11 protein-coding genes are annotated in these 14,364 nt (G+C 66.7%); 1 reads left to right on the top strand and 10 read right to left on the bottom strand.

Translation table 11 applies throughout. From position 1 onward, the window contains the following. The first annotated feature begins 146 nt into the window (after positions 1 to 146). A complete protein-coding gene (locus ACQPYR_RS29825) occupies positions 147 to 1,016 on the top strand; it encodes a recombinase family protein (protein WP_433622249.1) in 870 nt (289 codons plus the stop codon). Between the two features lie 407 nt (positions 1,017 to 1,423). On the opposite strand, the gene ACQPYR_RS29830 is transcribed toward ACQPYR_RS29825, so the two are convergent. The 10 genes from ACQPYR_RS29830 to ACQPYR_RS29875 all read right to left on the bottom strand — a co-directional run bounded on the left by ACQPYR_RS29830 (position 1,424) and on the right by ACQPYR_RS29875 (position 14,157). Next, positions 1,424 to 2,320 (bottom strand): DUF4913 domain-containing protein, encoded by an 897-nt coding sequence (locus ACQPYR_RS29830; RefSeq protein WP_433622250.1) that lies wholly within the window; start codon positions 2,318 to 2,320, stop codon positions 1,424 to 1,426. Then, positions 2,317 to 4,167, bottom strand: a complete 1,851-nt coding sequence (locus ACQPYR_RS29835; protein WP_433622251.1) for a type IV secretory system conjugative DNA transfer family protein — start codon at positions 4,165 to 4,167, stop codon at positions 2,317 to 2,319. Before ACQPYR_RS29835 ends, ACQPYR_RS29830 begins: the two co-directional genes overlap by 4 nt. Positions 4,168 to 4,231: 64 nt before the next feature. Continuing rightward, positions 4,232 to 5,503 carry a hypothetical protein gene (locus ACQPYR_RS29840; RefSeq protein ID WP_433622252.1) on the bottom strand — a complete coding sequence of 424 codons (1,272 nt, stop codon included), beginning with the start codon at positions 5,501 to 5,503 and terminating at the stop codon, positions 4,232 to 4,234. Next, positions 5,500 to 6,375, bottom strand: a complete 876-nt coding sequence (locus ACQPYR_RS29845) for a hypothetical protein (protein ID WP_433622253.1) — start codon at positions 6,373 to 6,375, stop codon at positions 5,500 to 5,502. The genes ACQPYR_RS29840 and ACQPYR_RS29845 overlap by 4 nt, the downstream gene beginning before the upstream one ends. A gap of 203 nt (positions 6,376 to 6,578) precedes the next feature. After that, positions 6,579 to 7,943: a hypothetical protein gene (locus tag ACQPYR_RS29850; RefSeq protein WP_433622254.1), complete on the bottom strand. Its 1,365-nt coding sequence runs from the start codon at positions 7,941 to 7,943 to the stop codon at positions 6,579 to 6,581. A 126-nt stretch (positions 7,944 to 8,069) separates the two neighbouring features. Further along, entirely contained in the window at positions 8,070 to 9,455 is a 1,386-nt protein-coding gene (locus tag ACQPYR_RS29855; RefSeq protein ID WP_433622255.1) for a cutinase family protein, read from the bottom strand. Positions 9,456 to 9,945: 490 nt separating this feature from the next. Beyond that, positions 9,946 to 11,100: a lipase family protein gene (locus ACQPYR_RS29860; RefSeq protein WP_433622256.1), complete on the bottom strand. Its 1,155-nt coding sequence runs from the start codon at positions 11,098 to 11,100 to the stop codon at positions 9,946 to 9,948. Next, positions 11,097 to 12,335, bottom strand: a complete 1,239-nt coding sequence (locus ACQPYR_RS29865) for a cutinase family protein (RefSeq protein ID WP_433622257.1) — start codon at positions 12,333 to 12,335, stop codon at positions 11,097 to 11,099. The genes ACQPYR_RS29860 and ACQPYR_RS29865 overlap by 4 nt, the downstream gene beginning before the upstream one ends. Continuing rightward, entirely contained in the window at positions 12,332 to 12,907 is a 576-nt protein-coding gene (locus tag ACQPYR_RS29870; RefSeq protein WP_433622258.1) for a hypothetical protein, read from the bottom strand. The genes ACQPYR_RS29865 and ACQPYR_RS29870 overlap by 4 nt, the downstream gene beginning before the upstream one ends. A gap of 1,037 nt (positions 12,908 to 13,944) precedes the next feature. Then, entirely contained in the window at positions 13,945 to 14,157 is a 213-nt protein-coding gene (locus ACQPYR_RS29875) for a hypothetical protein (RefSeq protein WP_433622259.1), read from the bottom strand. Between the last annotated feature and the right edge of the window lie 207 nt (positions 14,158 to 14,364).

A 14,364-nucleotide genomic window follows, 5' to 3' on the forward strand; every position in this document is an offset into this window, starting at 1 on the left:
ACGCGAACTTTCGACCCGCGGCTGTTTCATAGGTGGTCGCTCGTGAAACACCCCGCCGCCCGGCGGTCCACCTGCGGCGATCATGTTTCATGAGTTGTTGCAAACGGCTGGACGTCTGAAACGCCCTCATGAAACGATCCGGGGTCGTGAGCGACGACTTCAAGCTCGTGGAATCGCACAACTGCCCTATGTCCACCTGTGCCGCCCCCGCGGGCTCCCCTTGTCGCACCGGCAAGGGCAAGGTGGCCATCCAGTACCACACCGCCCGCTTCCGCCTTGTGCCCCAACTCGCCAAGGCGCTTGGCGTGCCGACCCCCGCCGTACGTAAGCCGGGGTCGACGTGGACCGAGCTGCCACGGCCAGTGAGCGCCGGCTCCCAACCGGCCGGGCACGTCCGCCTCGGCTACGCACGGGCCTCGACCACCCGGCAGTCCCTCGACGCGCAGCTCGACTCCCTCGCCGAGGCCGGGGTGACCCGGGTCTTCTCGGAGAAGATCTCCACCCGCGCCACCCGGCGCCCCGAGCTGGAGGCCGCCGTGAAGCTCGCCGGGGAGATCCGCTCCTCCGGCGTCGCCGTGACCCTCGTCGTCCACGAGCACAAGCGGCTCGGCCGCGGCATCGAACTCGCCATGCTCGCCGAGGAACTGAAGGCGAGCGACGTCGGCCTGGAATTCCTCACCGGCGAACTGAAGGGATCGCACGACCCCTCCGGGATCGTGTTCACCGTGCTCGCTGCCATGTCCGGCATGGAACGCGAGTACATCCGCGACCGCACACTCGAAGGCCACGAGTCCGCCCGCAAGCGCGGCAAGACCATCGGCGGCGCCGGCGTCACCGACGAGGACATGCTGTCCATGGCCCTCCACCTGCGCGACCAGGAGATGAGCCTGCGCGACATCGCCAAGAAGCTCGTCATCACCACCGGCACGAAGAAGGGCCAACATCCTTCACCCGCCACCGTCATGCGGATGCTGCGCGAATACGACGAGCAGGCCGCCACGGCGGCGAGCGCGTGATCACCTGGCTACTTTGCGGCTGGCGTCTGAGCTAGGACTACGGAGCCCACCCGGGCCGAAGCCCGCCGTGCCGCGCTCGAAGCCTCCGGACAGGTCACGTTCGAGATGTAGAGAACTTGCTGGCCGAGCCCATGATCGTTCTCACCGGAATTTCCTGTACCTCAACTACTCACACCCGTGCACCTGCGCGACAACATTTTCCGACGCTGGCGCGCATCGCGGATCTGACAGGGACACCGGCGCAGCGGGCGGCGCGGTAGGGGCTGAGCTGCTCGTCGTACTCGCCGCAGTCGATTCCGACTCGCGTCGGTGATCGCGGCACCGATCGCGGCGACCACCTCTTCATGCTGTGGCAGAGCCGCCACGGAATGGGCTGTGAGGACCTTTGTATGCGCGCGCCGGCGTGGTCACGCGCGCGCCTCCCCCGGTGAGACGGGCGCCAGGGCCCGGAAGTCGGGTCCCCATCCGAGTTGTTCGATGGGAGTTTTCGTGCCGTCGATGCCGAACCAGGCTGGTGCGATCGTGGTGTTGGGGAGTCCGGTCAGTTCGATGTGTCGGTGTGGGGTGCACAGGTGTAGCGGTCCTTGTGCGGCGTCGAGGATTCGGCGCATGTGCCGGTCGAGGTGGCTGACGAACAGGATCGACATCGCGGTCTTGTCCTCGGCGCGGCGCGCAGCTTCGAAGACGGAATGGATGGCGGCGAAGCGGAGTACGACCTCGTGGTGGCGCCACCATTGCCGACACCATGTGTAGTGGCCTTCTCTGCGGTTCGCGGTGATGCGGAAAGCGGTGACCGGCAGCAGCCAGCCGGTGACGAAGCTGCTGTAGTGGACGAACAGTGGTTGTGGTTTCGGTTCGCTTGCGGTGCCCGCTTCCGGCGCAGGGGTGGGTTTGGTGCCGAACCAGTTCGCGGGCACCGGGTCCGCCGATAGCGAGGGCACGGTGTTGTGTTCGGTGCGGGTGCAGCGATAGAGGGGGCCGTTCGCGGCGTCGAGGATGAGGTTGAAATGGGCGTCGACGTGGTTCAGGACATAGGTGCTGATCGCGCTGCCGGCCTTGCTGCGCCGCGAGGCTTCGAAGGCGTTGTGCAGGTGGGCGATGCGGACCGCGACGGGGCGGTGGCGCCACCATTGACTGCACCAGGTGTACGTGTTTTCCCGGTTCGCTTCGGCGAGGCGGACGTTGACCATCGGCAACAGCCATTTGTCGGCGAATTCGGTGAAGTGCCGGTACGCCGGTGGTTGGGCTGGGCGGTTCGGTTTCCCGCTCCCTGCCGCGGGTGGGGTTGGTGCCGGGCTGTTCATGGCGCGCCCCCCGCGGTGGGGTCGGTGGTCCCGGTCATTGGTGGGGTGACGGTGTCGGCGGTGAGGTCCTTGAACCGGTCCAGCGATCGCTGGATCTGGGGTGCGAGATCGGGGTTGTGGTACCAGGGAACCTTTTTCACCAGCAGCGGCCCGTGGTTCGGTAACCGGATGACCGCACGGTCTTTGGGTAGCGCCGCTAGCTGGGCAACATCCAGGATTGGTTCGGAGCGCCAGGTCAGCGACCGGGTGACTCCGCCGGGACCATAGCTGCTGGAGCGCTCAGCGACGTCGTGCGGCCCGGTCATGCGTGACCAGTGCTCGAGATAGTCCAGGGCGGCGATACCGCCGCCGTAGACCTCGATGGCTTGGGCACGCATGATCTTCAGACCGTTCGCACCCCACAGGGCTTCGCCCTGTTCGAGGACTTGCAGGATGGTCATCAAGATGATTCCGCAGCCCGCGCAGTAGGTGTAGTACTCCGGTAGCTCCGCGATGCGTGCGCAGTTGGCGGCTTCATCCAGCACCGCCAGCAGCGGAACCGCAAGGCGCCCATCAGCTCTCGCTCGTGCCGTGGCCAATGCGGCTTCGAGGATCTGCCCGATCAGCGCCGCGGTCAGCGGGGTCGCGCTGTCGTGTCCGGCCATCGACAGCGCGTAGAAGGTCTCGTTGCTGGTGACGAACTCGCGGGGCTGGAATTGCGGAAGGTCATGGACTTGCGCGCCGTCGCTGATGTCGAGGATCCCGGTGTTGTCGGGACCTTCGTGGGCTTTGATAATGCGCCGCTGTGGAGGGGTCACCATCCGCGCATAGCCCTCATGGGTCAGGACGTTGAGATACCGGCGCGCCATATCGAACAGACCGTCCCGCTGACGGGCGTACAGGCTTTGGGCCTCCAGGATCCGTTCGGCGGCGCGCGGGTGTTCGGAGTGGCGCAGGATCAACGCCGGGGTTTGGTCCTGGTCGCGGCCGAGCCATTCCGCGGCGTGTATCAGATCCCCACCCGCACATGCTGCCGCGAAAATATACAGCGCCAGCAGCTCGCGCGCGCCGCCGTCGAAATAGGCGTCCACGCGGGCGTTTTCGGCGTTCGAGTCGGCGATGAAGAACCCGCCCAGCTTGCGGGCGGCGGGCAATGTGCCCACCTGCGCGAGCAGATCGACCCAGAACGAACATTGGACCGTCCCGGTGACCGCCTGCAGATCACACAACCAGATCCGGCTGCGCTGTTCTTCGCGCCCGCCGACAGTGTGGCGATACACGTCGGGTTTGTTGGAGGTCGCCAGCACCGGCCCCCACCCCGAGAGCACCGCGGGAACAGCCCACACCATGGTCTTGCCAGTGCGCTGACCAGCGGCGATCACCACACCCATCTCCGCGGGCACATACAACTCGATCCCACTGCGGACCGTTGTGCCCAGTGGTGGCCCCTTCAGCGATTGGATTTCCGGCGGCGCATCACGTAGGAGCCGCGTTGCGGCGGTGGCGTTGTCGGCTTGGGTGGCCATGGTGATCTCGCTGGGGCGGTGCATGGTGCGGGCGGCGGCATCGAGGCGCGGACGCGAGGCCACCGATCGCCACCCCACTCGAACCAGGACCGCGACCGGCACGGCCAACACGGCCGCTATGACGCTGGATTGCCACGGCCACGGGTGCTGACCGATTGCCACTTGCAGCAACGCCACCACCGGGTGCCGGGTCACCGGCATCCCGGCCCACCAACTGCCCGCGCTCAACACCGCCCATGCCAGCAGCGCGAGTGCCATGACGGCCGAAAACAGCAGTAGCGCGGTGGTTTCGGGTCCCAGACCACCCACGCGGCGGCGGCGAGCCTCTCGGGTGGAAATCATGACCGGGGACTCCTCGACATCACGCACGGATTTGCGCTCGGATTGTGTTGCAGAACAACCAAATTCACCGACTTACCTCCTCAACGACGTCGGTCCGGAGACTGGCGGGAATCGGTTCGTCCGGTTCGGTGGTGGCGATGGCGACGTCCCAGTCGTTGCCCGCGCCGTCTGGTATGGCAGCGTCGATGGCCGCGCCGATCGCGGTGCCACCGTCGCCCGTGGTGTCGGCGCCGACTGCGGGGTTCACGGTTGTGGGCGTCGAGAGTGTTGGTGCGGCTGCGGTTTCGGTACTGGTGGGCGCGGCTGCGTGGCGGGCGAGCTGGTTGCGCAGATCGGCCACGACGCCGCGCAGGGTGGCGGCTTCGGCGCGGGCGTCGTCGCGTTCGGCGGTGAGCTGCGCGATGCGCCCCAAATGAGGGTGGGCCGGACGGTCGCTCCAATACGTGCCGTCCAGGCCAGCCCGATAGGCGAGGTCGATGTCGGAGTACTCGACTCCACCGGCGAGGGCATCAGCACGGGCGCGCCGCACCTGAGCCAACAACGACTCCATGTGCTCGACGAGAGCTTCTGGGTCATCGATAGGCTCGCCCTGTCCGTCCGCCACGCGCGAGTGTTCGGCCGTGAGGTCCTGTACTTCACGCAGCAGCGCTGCCTGGCGCGCCAGCTGTTCGGTGCCGTCGCGGTCGCCGAGCTCTTCCTCCCAGTCCAGGGCGAGGTCGATACCGTCGATGACGGCCTCGACCTCGTCCATGCTCAACAGCCGCGCGCCCGGCCGGGCTCCCAACGCACGATCCACTGCGCTCAACACTGGTCCGGTCCCCTGCGTCGAGGCTGCCGCAGTATCTGGAGCCGAGTGGGCTTGGGAGGTGGTCGTGTTGGTGATGAGACGTGATGGCCCGGTTGCTCGCCAGCTCGCCTGGTCCTGGCTGGAGCCGTAGGCGATGCCGTCGGTGTGGCCGGTGATTTCGCGGGCTTGGCGCAGAGTGCGCCAGGTCATGTCATCGACACTGCGATCCCCGGCATGCCGGGAGCGTGCGAGGCTGTCGAAATACCGGCGCGCCGCCTCGGAATCGGCTTCCCATTCGCCGGCGACAGCGTCGATTTGCCCCCAGAGGGTGCGCCACTGCGGCATGTCGTGGTGGACCCACGGCGCGGCGAGTTCGACGGCGGAGTTCTCGAGCCGCGCAACATCGGCGGGTGTTTCGCCGTAGGGCGCGATTTCGCGCAGCGCGTAGTGCTTGGCGAAATCGGCCCGTAGGTGCTGCTCAGTATCGGAGGCCGCGTCAGCGTAGTAGAGCGGGTCCAGGTAGCCGCGCGGCTGTTCCAACCACGTCATAGCCCCCGCTCCCAACCCAGCGTCGCCGGGGGATCCTGCTGCGGCGATTCCGTTTCCGATGCCCATCGCGCACCGCCGAGGTCCGGCGATGTCGCGTCGATGGCCTCACCGATCTCGCCACCGGAATCCACCGCGCGGCACTCGAGGTCGTCACCTACCGCGACACCGCCCCCGGCCTGCCTGGACACCGTCTCGGGGATAGCTTTGTCCCCCAGCAACTCTCGAAGTTTGGCGTGGCTGGTACTGACCTGGTATTCGAGTCCGAGGATCTTGGTGTCTTGCCCGATGACGTGCATGCGCAGCGCCATGGCCTGCTGCCGGTGCTCGAATGCCTGTTGAGCGAACACTTGGGCTTGGGTGTCGAGGCGTTCGATCCTGCCCAGCCAGCGGTGTGACGGGTGCGCCGCCCATGGCATGCCCTCGGTGCCCAGCAGTTCGGCCGCGATGACATCGTCCTCGGCGACGCCGTCGGCCAGCGCGTCGCGACGCGCCTGCCCCAACGCCACGGTGAGGGCATCCAGCTGGGCTGGCACACCGTCACCTTGCTCCCCCGGCGGTGCGGCGTCGGCGAGCAGAGTTGTTGCCGCGGCGAGGTTTTGCACCTCCCGCAACCGGCGCGTGTAGAGCGCGTCGGCCGCATCGTCGGCAGCCGAGGACCGGCTCGCCTCGGGTTGCGTGCGGCCGATTCGCTCGGGGGACTCGAATAGTTCCAGGGCCAGCTTTTCCACCTGCGCGGGGGATGTATCCAGCGCGGGTGGGGTCGATCCGGTGGGCGGGGATTGAGCTGCGGCGGCGGTATCGCCCGAGTTCGGGGGTGAACCGGCTGTGATGGTGGGTGTTTCGAGATTATCGTGGAATGTGTTGTCGGACATCGTCTTTCGACCTGGTCGAAGTGGGCCGCGGCGCCGAAGCGTCTCGCGCGGCTGATTTCTGATGTCCCCGGCGGATTGTGTGGCTGTCTTGCCTGTGACCGGCACCTACGGTCAGCGAGGAAGACCCGGATGTTGCATGTGCTGTCGCTGGATGCGCCGCGACCGGCACGGTAGGGGCGCGAATGTTGTTGCGGTGTCGATAGTTACGGTTCGGGACCGGCCTCCTTATGCGTGTGCGGTGGGCGCTCGGTGGTGGGGGTGGTTTCGCTGTTCCACTGCCCGACCAGTCCTGGTGGCAGTGCCTGCTCGATGGCGGCGGTCATACCTTGCGGAGCGAGGGCGTCCTCGATGAACTGGGTGCGGATCGCGGCGCAGGCGTCAGCGATCATCTGCTCCGGTGCCGGTGGCACGCTGTCGGCTTGCGGGATCGGTTGACCATCGTCGTCGACCGCGACATACTGCGGCACCGGCAATCCCGGATCCGCGCTCATGTAGCCGCGTAGCTCGTCGTGAAGCCCGGTTTCGTCCTGGGCGCTGACGTAAGAGTTGTGGAGTTTCAGCCATCCCGCTCGCCCGATTCCCCACAACTGCTCGCCCTCGGCCACGCTCACCTGCGCCATGTGCGCGAACGCGGTCGCCCGCTGGTGGTGCACGCGCATAGTGCGCTCGAAATGTCGTGCCTGGGTGGGCGATATCTCGAACGTTGCCCGGCCGGTGGCGACGCGGTCCTGATAGGCGGCGGCCAGATACGCCATCCGCTCCAGATTCCACAGATCCGGGGCCATCATGTCGAACCAGAACCCTCGGACCTCACTCGATACGCTCGGCGACTCCACCTGCTGCGGCGACGTCGCGGTCCGGGAGATGGCCGCCACGGCATCGGTGATGCGGACGTTGATCACCTGGAGGTAGTCGATGCGCTGGTTGTCCAGGTGTAGTTCCACCAGATGCACCGTCGCGGTTGTGTCCGCGATCGGGGTGATCGCGACGCAGTGGCGGGTGTCTTTCGGGATCGAGGCGATACCGACGGCCAGCGCCTCGGGCAGGATCCCTGCTTCCGGTGCGAGGAATCGCAGTGCGGCATCTGCGTCGCCTTGGTAGTAGGCGTGCTCGAATCCGGCGATCGCCCGTGTCATGGGGTCGGGACCATCGGTGGTGTCTGTCACCACGGGTGCGGTCAGGCCCTGGCACGCAGGGCGTGTCGGCGGTGTTGACGGTGGCGTCGCGGCGGGCATGGTCGGCGCCGCGGTCGGTGGCTGTTCATCTCTGACGACGAATCCCCCGGCGATGACCACGCTCGTGGCCGAGAGGGCCACTGCGCCGAGGGCAGCCCATGCCTTTGCTGGGAGTCCGCGCAATCGGCCGGGTTTGGTTTCAACGTCGGGGTCGAGGGCGCTGCCGTGCGGAGGTGGCGGGTTGTTCAGCCAGTCCCATTCGTCGTTGCCAGGGTGATCGGATGGTGTTGCGCGCGAACCGATGAGGGGTAGCTCGACCGCGGTGTTGTCGTCGAGCCATCCCCACCCGTGCGCGTCGTCGGTGCGGATGTCAGTGCCGGACTGGGTTGCCATGTGGGGTTTCACCTCCTTGGTGCTCGTGTCGGAGTGCGTGGGGCCCTTCGGGGGAAGTCGCCGGGGATTGATTCACAGATCAGCCCTGAAGTAGGTGCGAGCTGATCGCGCCTTCCCCCGAAGGGGTCATGAGGCGGGCGTAGTGCCTGCCGGGCTTGTGCTCACCGTCGAAGTGCTCGCTGCCGCAGTGGTTGTCGGCAAAGCCGGTGTCGTGGTGGGGGCGGTCGTGGTTGTCACCGCGGTGGTTGTGGTTGGTGCCGGTGTGGCGGGCGGGGTGATGGCGGCGATGTCACGGGCCGCGGCGGCGAACCAGGCCGCTGTGGTCGCCAAGGGCGATTGCCCGGTCGGGGTGGCAGGGGTGCTGGAGTAGGAACCGTGGCGCCCGGAGGTGTCGCTGTATTGGGTCGAGCTGGCGATGTTGTAGAGCTGGGTGTTGTCGGTGACGGTGGTGGTGATCGCGTCGAAGGCTTGGTTGATCAGCCGGATCCCGGTCTGTGGTGGGACGAGTTCGACCACGGCGGCGGCGAGTTTGGTGCCGAGGGTGGCGATCGCGGCCAACGGGTCGGTCATGCCGACGGTGGCGAGTTCGGTGATCGTTGCCGGGGTGAACACTGTCTGTGCCACGGTGGTGACCGCGTTCAGCGCGATGGTGCCGATCCGCATCAGTGCGGCGATGGCCTGGTCGGGGCCGGGCAAGGGCGTTGCGGGGTTCGAGGCTTCGGCCAGGCGCTGGCTGATCGATTTGCTGGGCTCGTAGGACAACTGGTCGAGGCTGTTGCCGTGGACGTCTTCGGTGACCACGCCGACAGCGGTCTTGTACACCGTCGCGGCGAGGGCTTGGGCGATCGTGGAGATTGCCGCGACGGGGTCACGTAGATCCGATTGCGCGGCGATGTTGGTGACCGTCGTTGCCAACGGCCCTTCGGATGGGGCCGCGCACGTGATGTCACCGGCAACACAGAAATCAGCGACGCGGCCGGTGAGAGAGCCGAAATCCGCTGATGTATCGGCGGTTCGAGCGATACCGGAGCCGGTCGTAGCGGTGCCGGTGAAGGCGATCTTCGACACCTGGGTTCCCGTGGTGCCAGGCACGGCTGTGGGGGTGGTAGCACCGGCGAGCCCCGGCAGCACTGCGGTGTCAGAGGCGCGAGCGGGGTTGGCCAGCAACGCGATGCCCGCGACTTGATCCGCGCCTACCTTGCCGGTGCCGGTGCCGACCCGTTGGGCGAACGCCGCGACCGCCGCCGCGCCTTGGCCATAGCCGGCGACAGCAATCTTGCTGCCCGAGCAGCGGCGCACAATCTCCGCGGCGGTGTCCTCGAGCCGCGTCGACGCGGTCGCCACAGCCTGGTCGTAGGGTTCTTCGGCGCCATCGCCGCGGCTGCCGTACGGGATGTAAGCGCGTTGCGCCAAACCCTGTGCCGCGCCGAGCATCGGCGCGAACAATTGTCCGAGCGCGCCGGTGTCGGTGGTCGATGCGGCATCCGGTGAGCTCTCTTCAGGTCCCTGCACGCCGAGCGCATAAAGCGCGGGACAGGTCGTATCGAACGGGGCATCAGGATTCGACGATTGCGCCGACGCAGACCCGCTGGTGACGATGCTCGCGACCACCGTCCATGCCGCGACAATTATCGACAGTGCGTAGTTCGGTGCTGACGTTCGCCTCGCATGTGTGTCCCGAGTTGTGCTGATGCGCATGGCGTGTGTTCTCCTTTCAGTCCTGAGTTGCGGTGCGACCAGCCGTGTTTCACGCTGGTGGGTCAATGCGGCGGCTCAGCGGTGCGGACCACAGGTGAACCGGGCCGCTCGAGTGCTCCTGCCGGGATCGGCGGCACGAGGTTGCGCGGTCGCGCTGTCCGGGTTGTCGAGCTGGGGTTTTCGCGGTGGTCGTTGTGTCGCATACTGTTTGGCCTCGATCCGTTGGGGTGTTTGTCGTCCGGGGCCTGCCCGCGCCGCTGGCGAGGGGAAGACGGGGCGCGGGCAGGGTTTCCCGGAAGCGGGTTCAGGAGTCCGGAGTCGTCGTTGGCGGTGATGTCGATGGCGTCGACCGGATGGACCTCGGCGGGGTGCGCTGCAGGTAGTCCGCCAGGTGGGCGATGGCCTCACCGGCTCCGTCGGTGGCGGCTTGTAGGTGATCGACCTGGTATTCACTCCAGTTCAGATCCACACCCAATCCGCGATAGTCGCTGAATAGTCGCCGCGCTGATTCGACGGGGATGAGGGTGTCGTGTGTGCCGTGGTAGAGGTGCACCGGGATTTGGGGTGGTTGCTGTGCGCAGCGTTCCCGAGCCAGCACATATCGCCACATCGGGTCAGCCCACGGGTCAGCCTGCTCGCACCAGTGTCCCAGCGGTTGCCGGTATCGCGCGAGAATCGTTGTTGCGTCTAGGTTTTCGATGTTGGCGACGGCGAGGTGACCTTCGGTGGTGAGGATGTGCAGCATCGGCAGGTGCGCATAAGCGCGGGCCAACCCGACCAACCCGGCTAGCCCGAGGCCCGCGAATGGTCCGTCGTCGATCTCGGCGACCAGTTCCCCCGGATCCGCGACCACCGCGCCGGCGGCGACACCGCGCAGGTCGAGGTCGGGTGCGTATTCGTGCTGGATTTCCGCGGCCCATAAGGCGTTTCGGCCGCCGTCGGCGTATCCCCACAAAGCGATCGGCGTGGTGTCGTCGTTCAAGCCGGGTAGTCGCTGTGTGGCGCGGGTGAGGTCGAGGATGGTTTGCCCGGCGCAGCGACCGGCCAGGAATGTATGTGGTCCCAGCCCCGTGATGCCGAGTCCGCGACCGTCGGCGACCGCGACGCTCCAGCCACGATCCAACGCCATCGCAAGGTAGTCGGCTTCGGGTTCGGTCCCGTCGGCCAGCAGCTGCGAGGGTGCGCACCGGCCGCCGAGCCCACGGAACACCGGACAGTATCCGAGAATGGGTCCTACACCCACCTGGGTGGCGATGTCGGGGACGATTACGATGCCCGAAGCCGGGATCAGCTCGCCGTAGGAATCGCTCGTGACGTAGACGATCTGCCACGCGCGCGCAACCGAACGCAGTTGCGGGACAGCGACTTCCCGCAGTCGCAGGATCTCGCCGCGCGTGCTGCCGGTCTCGATCGGTGTCGCGGTGTAGAACTCGTCGTCGGTGAGGGGCTCGGTCATCATCGGCTCCCGAGGTCGTGTGCGAGTGCGGTGAGCCACGCGGTGCCCGAGGTCAGTTGGCCGGTTGCGGCGTAGCCGTTGTGGCGGGCGACGGTGTCGGCGAAATGCAGCCAGACACTGGGGTTCGTCAAGGCGGCGTTGTCGGCGAGTAACTGCCCCCATGCGGCACTGAGTTGCCCGACCACCTTCGGCAACAACACCACCGGGTTGCCGACGATGGTGGCAGTGATCTCGTTCCAGCGCGCCGCCGCCGCACCGGCGTCTTCTGGCGTCGGCGCCGGAATGCGCGGGTCGGCAGCATCGATCAATCGGACTGACAGCGGTTGCTGTGGGGCGTAGTCGACGTTGCCGCCGCCGACCTGGATGTCGTTGTTGATGACGGTGGTCCAGGCGTCCCCGAGGGCCTGCGACAGCAGGGCGTTGATCGATGCGACTGCCGAGATCGGGTCGGCCAGATTCGCTCGAGCGGCGATCTCCGCACCCAGGCGCAGCAGCGCCGCCTGATCCGGTGCCGAGCACGCCAGATCACCATCGACACAGACATCGGCGACGCGCCCTTCGAGCGCACCGTAACCCGCTCCTGTGCTCGCGATTCCGCTACCACCGGCCGCGCCACTGATTACCTGAACACCCGACACAGCTGCTCCCCTGGTACCCGGCGCCGGGTCCGGAACGGTTTGCCCCGGTCGACCGGGAAAGGTTGGACTGCCCTCGACGCGGATCGGGTTGGAATACAGGGCGATCGCGGCGATCTTGTCCGCGGGCACCGAACCAACCCCTGCCCCTACTTCCTGGGCGAACTGCGCAAGGGCTTGCGCACCTTGGGAATAGGCGACACCGGCGATCAGCGTGCCAGGGCACTGCTCGATCACTTGCGCTGCCGCAGTCGCGAGTTGGTTGTGCGCATCGGCCACCGACGCCGCGTACGGGGCCGCCCCGCCGCCAGGAACGATGCCGCCGAATCCGGCACCGTAGGCGATGTAGCTGTGTTGCACCAGTCCCGGAACAGCGGCAGTGACCGGCGCCAACATCGTGCCGAGCACACCGGTATCGGCCACCGGGTCCGCTGCCGGTGAGGACTGACCGGTCCCCTGAACACCAAGGACATACAAGGCAGGGCACCCCGGTCCGATCGGCATCGCCTGGGCACCGCCCGCCGCGGTGGTGAGAGCGGATGCCGCCGATAGGGCCAGCAGGATCATGGTGGCGCGGACGCGTCGAGTCATGGACTTTGTCACGGCTGACCCACTCCCACGCCCGCACCGAACCCGGCACCGATAGTGCCGGCAACCGCTGCTCCCACCGCAGCGACCGGCAATCCGGCGATGGCCGCTCCTACCGCAGCGCCGATCGCGGCACCGATCGCTGTGCCCGCGATACCGGAGGTGACGGTCCCGATCACCGGGACCTCGATCACCGTTCCCACTGCGGCCCCGGCGATCCCGCCGATGGTGCCACCGGCCAGACCACCCACGACCGCCCCTACGGCAGCGGTCGGAGCACCCGCGATCGCGGCACCGGCGGCGCCGCCCAGCAGTGCACCCGCGGTGGTCGCGCCACTGACCCGGTCAGAGCGGCCGGGTGGGAGCCCGATCGAATCCAACGCTTGCGCCACTTGGGCTTCGGCACCAGCGGCGGTGTCGTTGATGCAGTCTCGGATCTCCGGTGGCAGCCAATCCGGTGACGGGGTTTCGAATTGCCCGATCCGGATCGTGTCCGCAGGTGGCTCGATCGGCGCGACCGGTGGAACCGGTTCGGGCAGATGCAACTCCCCCAGCTCAACCGGCGCGACCGGAGCGGGCGAGGGCACCGGCCGGCTGGGTGCTTCGTTACGTACCGCTGGTGGTTGCTCGTAATACGCAGGCGGTTGGGGTTCCTGCACGGGAGGACTGGGAGGCGGTGGTGCGGGTGCGGCGGTGCCAGGCTGTTCAGGACCGGTTACCCCCGGCTGATCCGCGATCGGATCGGCCGAGATGGCCGCTGACGCAACGCCGCCGCAAACCAAGACCGCCACCACCGGGATCGCGCTCGCCAGCGCGATCCGCCTGCCACGCCCCACTCGAACAGAGTCGCCGTGAACCGAATGCGAATGGTTCGGACTGGGACTCTTGCGCGGCGCCGCGCAACTTGTTGTATTTCGATATTTCGGCACGCCAAATAGCCCTTCTACACGAAGGCGGAATAGGAAAGTCGAAGAATGCGCTCAGCGCGGCCCCACAGGGCCTCCCGACCCGGTTTCCCCAGTAAGGAGGCCCTCTTCAGGGCAGAACTATCAGAGGAACGGCACGATCAGAGACAGCGCTTGGGCCGCGACCGACAAACCGTTCGACAACACCGACAAGCCGGTGTTCACCCACGATAGAACAATAAACGGATCCACGATTTTTCCCTTCGATGCGGTTTAGATTGCCTCCCTATCCAAACCGCGAAGCCCGTTGTGAATCCAGACTTTTTACCAACAAGATCATCCTATACAACAGCATTGAGCAATTCGCTGATTGATCTAGCAGCGCGAACCCCGCCATTTAACAATGCTGTTGTCAAACAGATTTCTCCCCACCACGACCGAACACGGCCATTTCTTGATCCCCCTCGGAGCCCGCCGAGCCGCTCGGGAGACAACATCTCGCTATCGTGCGGCGAAAACGACATTGCCAGCACCAGCCGGAAGTGATGGAAACGGATCGCACACCATCTCGGCAGCTCACGATGGCGTCGGGGCGAGTCCGCGGCTGCGGGGCCGCATAGCCACGAGCGCGAGCACCGCGTCCGTGATGGTGTTGTTCTCATCCGATGAGGCGACCTGTGAGTCGTGGAGGACAGGGTCGGTTCAACTCCGTGCAGCTCTCACCGCCCGCAGCGGTGTGCGCGCCCTTTCGTCAGCCGATCAGCTTGCAGGCAAACACGTTTTGTCGTAGGCGGCGATGACGCGCAGATAATCCGAGCACACAACGGATCCACTGCGGCAGCACCGGTTCCGCCGAACAGCGCCAGATCCTGTGGAGTTTCGACGACCCGGAATTCGGTCAGCGCCTCGGCCAACGCGGTGGTCGTTTTCATCGCGTCCCGCCGCCGCTTCGATTGGCTTTTGAACCAGTGACCGACCGTTTAGGACCAGGCTGTACCAGTTGCGGCCGCCGCGTCGGCAAGCGTTTCGGCGGCGAAGACCTCACTGGCCCGACGGTCGGCGGTCCAGCAACGGTTACCTTCCTCATCGTAGGTCCACGAGCATTGGCGCACCGAGTCACGGTCCGGCGGCGGCCGGTT

The sequence above is a fragment of the Nocardia sp. CA-120079 genome (genome assembly GCF_050955745.1).
GTDB lineage: Bacteria > Actinomycetota > Actinomycetes > Mycobacteriales > Mycobacteriaceae > Nocardia.